Source organism: Sphingomonas sp. CCH9-F2, assembly GCF_001556735.1.
GTDB classification, from domain to species: domain Bacteria; phylum Pseudomonadota; class Alphaproteobacteria; order Sphingomonadales; family Sphingomonadaceae; genus Sphingomonas; species Sphingomonas ginsenosidimutans.
Map to the genome: position 1 here is coordinate 1 of NZ_LSJO01000318.1, position 4302 is coordinate 4302.

Below are 4302 nucleotides of genomic sequence, written 5' to 3' on the forward strand. Positions count from 1 at the left end.
GGCAGCGCGACGCCGATCCCGCTGACCGCCGCGCCCTCGATCCCCGCCTCCTCCAGCAGCCCGCCGACATGGCCGCGGTAGAATGCCTGGACGTCGACCGGCATCGGGAACGCCATTTCGCGGCTGATCCGCGCGCGCACCGCGCCGCCGAAATCGACCGCCACCATGGTCAGGTGATCGCGGTCGATGTTGATGCCGATCGAAAAGGCGCCGCCCGGGCTGACGACCAGCCGCATCGCCGGCTGCCCACGCCCGCCGCGCCGCTGCCCGGCGGGCTGGAGCAGCCCGTCCTCCAGCAATCGGTTGGTGATGTTCGATACCGTCGCCGGGGTCAGCCCGGTGACCTGCGCGATATCGGCGCGCGTCGCCGCCCCCGCCACGCGGATGGCATGCAGCACCACGCGCTGGTTATGCTGACCGGCATGCTCGATGTTGGCACCCGCCAACCGCGGCCGGTAGCTAGGTGTGTCGCCCCCGCTCTCCATTCCAACGCAATGTACGGCATGGACAGAATATATCAATCGTTTTACGATTTTCCCGAAACGACTGAATTTGCGACGGGAGAATGGGATGCGATCGACGGGCTGGCTGCTGGCGGGGGCGATCGCGCTCACCGCGACGACGATGCCGGTCGCGGCGCAGGACCGCGCCGCGGATACGCGGACGCCCGATACGTTGGGCAGCGACACCGTCCACCCCGCCGACTGGCCCTCGCCGCGCTGGCCCTATCCGCGCGATCCCGCGATCGAACAGCGCGTCGCCGAGATCCTGAAGCGGATGACGGTGGAGGAAAAGGTCGCGCAGGTGATCCAGCCCGACATCGCGCACGTCACCCCCGCCGATATGCGCCGCTATCATTTCGGCTCGATCCTCAACGGCGGCAATTCGGCGCCCAACAACGACGAGTTCGCCCCAGCGCCGGAATGGCTGAAGCTGGCGGATGCCTTCTACGACGCCTCGGTCGATCGGTCGAACGGCGGCGTGGGGGTGCCGATGATCTGGGGGACCGATGCGGTCCATGGCCATTCGAACATCGTCGGCGCCACGCTGTTTCCGCACAATATCGGTCTGGGCGCGATGCGCGATCCCGCGCTGATCCAGCGCATCGGCGCAGCGACCGCGCAGGAAATCCGCGCGACCGGCATGGAATGGACCTTCGCGCCCACCGTCACGGTGCCGCAGGACTATCGCTGGGGCCGCGCATATGAAGGCTATTCGTCCGATCCCGCGCTGGTCGCCTCCTATGTCGGTGCGATGATCCGCGGGTTGCAGGGCGAACCGGGCAAGGAAGCGGTGCTGAAGGGGCCGCACGTCATCGCGAGCACCAAGCATTTCCTGGCCGATGGCGGGACGAAGAACGGCGTCGACCAGGGCGATGCGCAGATCGACGAGGCAACGCTGCGCCGCATTCATGGCGCCCCCTACGTCCCCGCGATCGAGAATGGCGTCGAAACGGTGATGGCCAGCTTTTCCAGCTGGAACGGGCGCAAGCTGACCGGGCACAAGGGGCTGCTGACCGATGTGCTCAAGAACCGGATGAACTTCGGCGGGCTGGTCGTGTCGGACTGGAACGCGCACGGCCAGGTCGCAGGCTGCACCAATGCCAGCTGCCCGACCGCGCTGCTCGCCGGGATCGACCTCTACATGGCGCCGGACAGCTGGAAGCCGCTCTACGCCTCGCTCCTGTCGCAGGTGACATCGGGGCAGGTGCCGATGGCGCGGCTCGACGATGCGGTGTCGCGCATCTTGCGGGTGAAGGCGCGGATGGGCCTGTTCGAGGCGGGGCGCCCATCGTCGCGCCCGCTGTCGGGGCAGTTCGACCTGCTCGGCAGCCCCGCGCACCGCGCGATCGCGCGCGAGGCGGTGGCCAAGTCGCTGGTGCTGCTCAAGCAACAGGGGAGCGTCCTGCCGATCCGTCCCGGTGCCAAGGTGCTGGTGGCCGGCGACGGCGCCGACGATATAGCGCGCCAGTCCGGCGGCTGGACGCTGACGTGGCAGGGCACCGGCCTCGACAATGCGCGCTTCCCCGGCGCAACCTCGATCTGGAAGGGGCTGAACGACGCGGTCACCGCGGCGGGCGGCACCGCCACCCTGTCGCCGGAAGGCAGCTTCACCGCGAAGCCCGACGTCGCGATCGTCGTGTTCGGCGAGACGCCCTATGCCGAATTCCAGGGCGACGTGAAGGCGCTGCAACTCGCCCCCGAGCTGCGCCGCCCGTGGGACACGATGCGCGCGCTGAAGGCGAAGGGCGTGCCGGTCGTCGCGCTGATGATCACCGGGCGGCCGCTGTACGTGAACCCGGCGCTCAACCTCGCCGATGCCTTCGTCGTCGCATGGCTGCCGGGGTCGGAGGGCGGCGGGATCGCCGACGTGCTGGTCGCCGGGCGCGACGGCAAGGCGCCGCGCGGCTTCACCGGCACGCTGCCCACCGCCTGGCCGGTCAGCGCCGCGCCGGGCGCGCCCACGCTGTTCCCGTTCGGCTACGGCCTGACGGGCGCGGCGGCGTGGAAGACGCTGCCCGAAAATGCCGGGGTCGCGGACACCGCGACGGAGGGCGTGTACCTCGACCGCGGCGCACCCGGGACGGGCGGCTCGCTGACCGTCGCCGACGCCGACGGCACGTCGCCCGCGCGCATCACCACCCTGCCCGCGCGCGCGGCGGGGGGCGCGGTCACCGTGTCGGCCACCGACCATGTCGTGCAGGAAGGCGCGCGCCGCTTCACGGTCACCGGCCGCGGCGCGACGATTGCGGTCGAGCCGCAGGCGCCGCTCGACATTACCCGCCAGTCGAACGGCGATGTCCTGCTGGTGACGACGGTGCGCCGCGATACCGCACTGGCGGGCACCGCGACGATCGGGATGCGCACCGGCGATCGCCTCGCCACGCTGCCGCTGCCGCAGCTGGCCGCGCTGCCGCTGGGTCAGTGGAAGACGCTGGCAGTGCCGCTCAAATGCTTCGCGGGCGCCGGCGCCGATCTGGCGAAGGTCAATGCGCCGTTCGTCCTGACGCTCGGCGGTACGGGCACGATCAGCCTGTCGCGCGTCGCGCTCGGCATGGTCGCCGACCAGACGGTCGCCTGCGCGAAGTGAACGGCCGACGGGCCGCCCCGGCAATAGCCGGGACGGCCCGGCACGGCGTCACCGCGCCAGATCGGCGCTGATCGCCTCCAGATCGCGCCCGCGGGTTTCGGGGAACAGCCGCCACACCAGCGCCGCCTGCGCCAGCATCGCTGCGCCGAAGAACCAGAACGGCAGCGCCCGGTCCCAGTCCGCCACCAGCGGAAAGGCGAACGACAGCACCGCGTTGGCGACCCAGTGCGTCGCGCTGCCGATCGATTGCCCACGCGCACGCACGTCGGTGGGGAAGATCTCGCTGAGGTACACCCAGATCACCGCCCCCTGCGACATGGCGAAGGCGACGATGAACAGGATCAGCAACGGCAGCAGCCACGCCGCCGGTGCGGCCCCGGCATAGACCAATGCGACCCCGGCGAGCGCCAGCGCGGTCACCATGCCGCCGCCGATCAGCAGGGGCTTGCGCCCCACGCGGTCGATGATCGCCATGCCCGTGACCGTTGCGACCAGATTGGCCGCACCGATCGCGATCGCCTGCATGTCACCCGACACGCCGTGGAAGCCGGCGGCGGCGAAGATATCGTTCAAATAATAGAGGATCGCATTGATCCCCGACAGCTGGTTGAACAGCCCGATCGCGATCGCCAGCAGGATCGGCATCCGGTGGACGCGCCAGTCGAGCCGCCCGGTCCCGCCGCTCTCCACCACCGGCACCGCCGCCAGCCCCAGCCGCGCCGCCGCCGCCTGCGCCTCGACGTCGCGTCCGCGCGCGGTCAGCCAGCGCGGGCTTTGCGGCAACCCGGTCAGCAGCAGCAGGAACAGCCCCGCCGGCACCGCGGCCACGCCCAGTTTCCACCGCCACGCGATATCCGCGTGCACCGCCTGCGCCACAAGGTAATTGCTGAGGTACGCCACCAGGATGCCGGCGACGATGTTAAACTGGAACAGACCGACCAGCAGCCCGCGGCGCTGCGGCGGGCTGATCTCCGCGATATAGACCGGCACCAGCACCGACGACGCGCCGATCGCCAGCCCGCCCAGCACGCGGAACGCGACGAACGCCGGCAGCGACGTCGCCACCGCGCACCCCACCGCCGATATGACATACAACAGCCCGACGACGCGCAGCACCGCCAGACTGCCCCAGCGGTCGCCCGGTGGCCCGCTGAACAGCGCCCCCGCCAGCGTCCCCCACAAGGCGGCGGACACCGCCGCGCCCAGCCCTGC

The 4302-nt window shown here is 70.6% G+C and carries 3 protein-coding genes; 1 reads left to right on the top strand and 2 read right to left on the bottom strand.

Features of this window, described 5'->3' with window-relative positions; genetic code table 11:
- Nucleotides 1-398 (bottom strand): MarR family transcriptional regulator (locus AX685_RS09310; RefSeq protein WP_197418546.1); only part of this gene is annotated, 398 nt, incomplete at its 3' end.
- A gap of 172 nt (nucleotides 399-570) precedes the next feature.
- Here AX685_RS09310 and AX685_RS09315 point away from each other — a divergent pair.
- Nucleotides 571-3090, top strand: coding sequence for a glycoside hydrolase family 3 protein (locus tag AX685_RS09315; RefSeq protein WP_066487851.1), 2520 nt, complete (start codon nucleotides 571-573; stop codon nucleotides 3088-3090).
- Between the two features lie 48 nt (nucleotides 3091-3138).
- Here AX685_RS09315 and AX685_RS09320 read toward each other — a convergent pair.
- Nucleotides 3139-4302, bottom strand: a 1164-nt coding sequence (locus AX685_RS09320; protein ID WP_066487853.1) for a sugar porter family MFS transporter, incomplete at its 5' end; no start/stop codon positions are given.

Bases quoted from the DNA above. Each gene is read 5' to 3' on its own strand.
- AX685_RS09315 (WP_066487851.1), top strand. From the start codon at position 571: ATGCGATCGACGGGCTGGCTGCTGGCGGGGGCGATCGCGCTCACCGCG.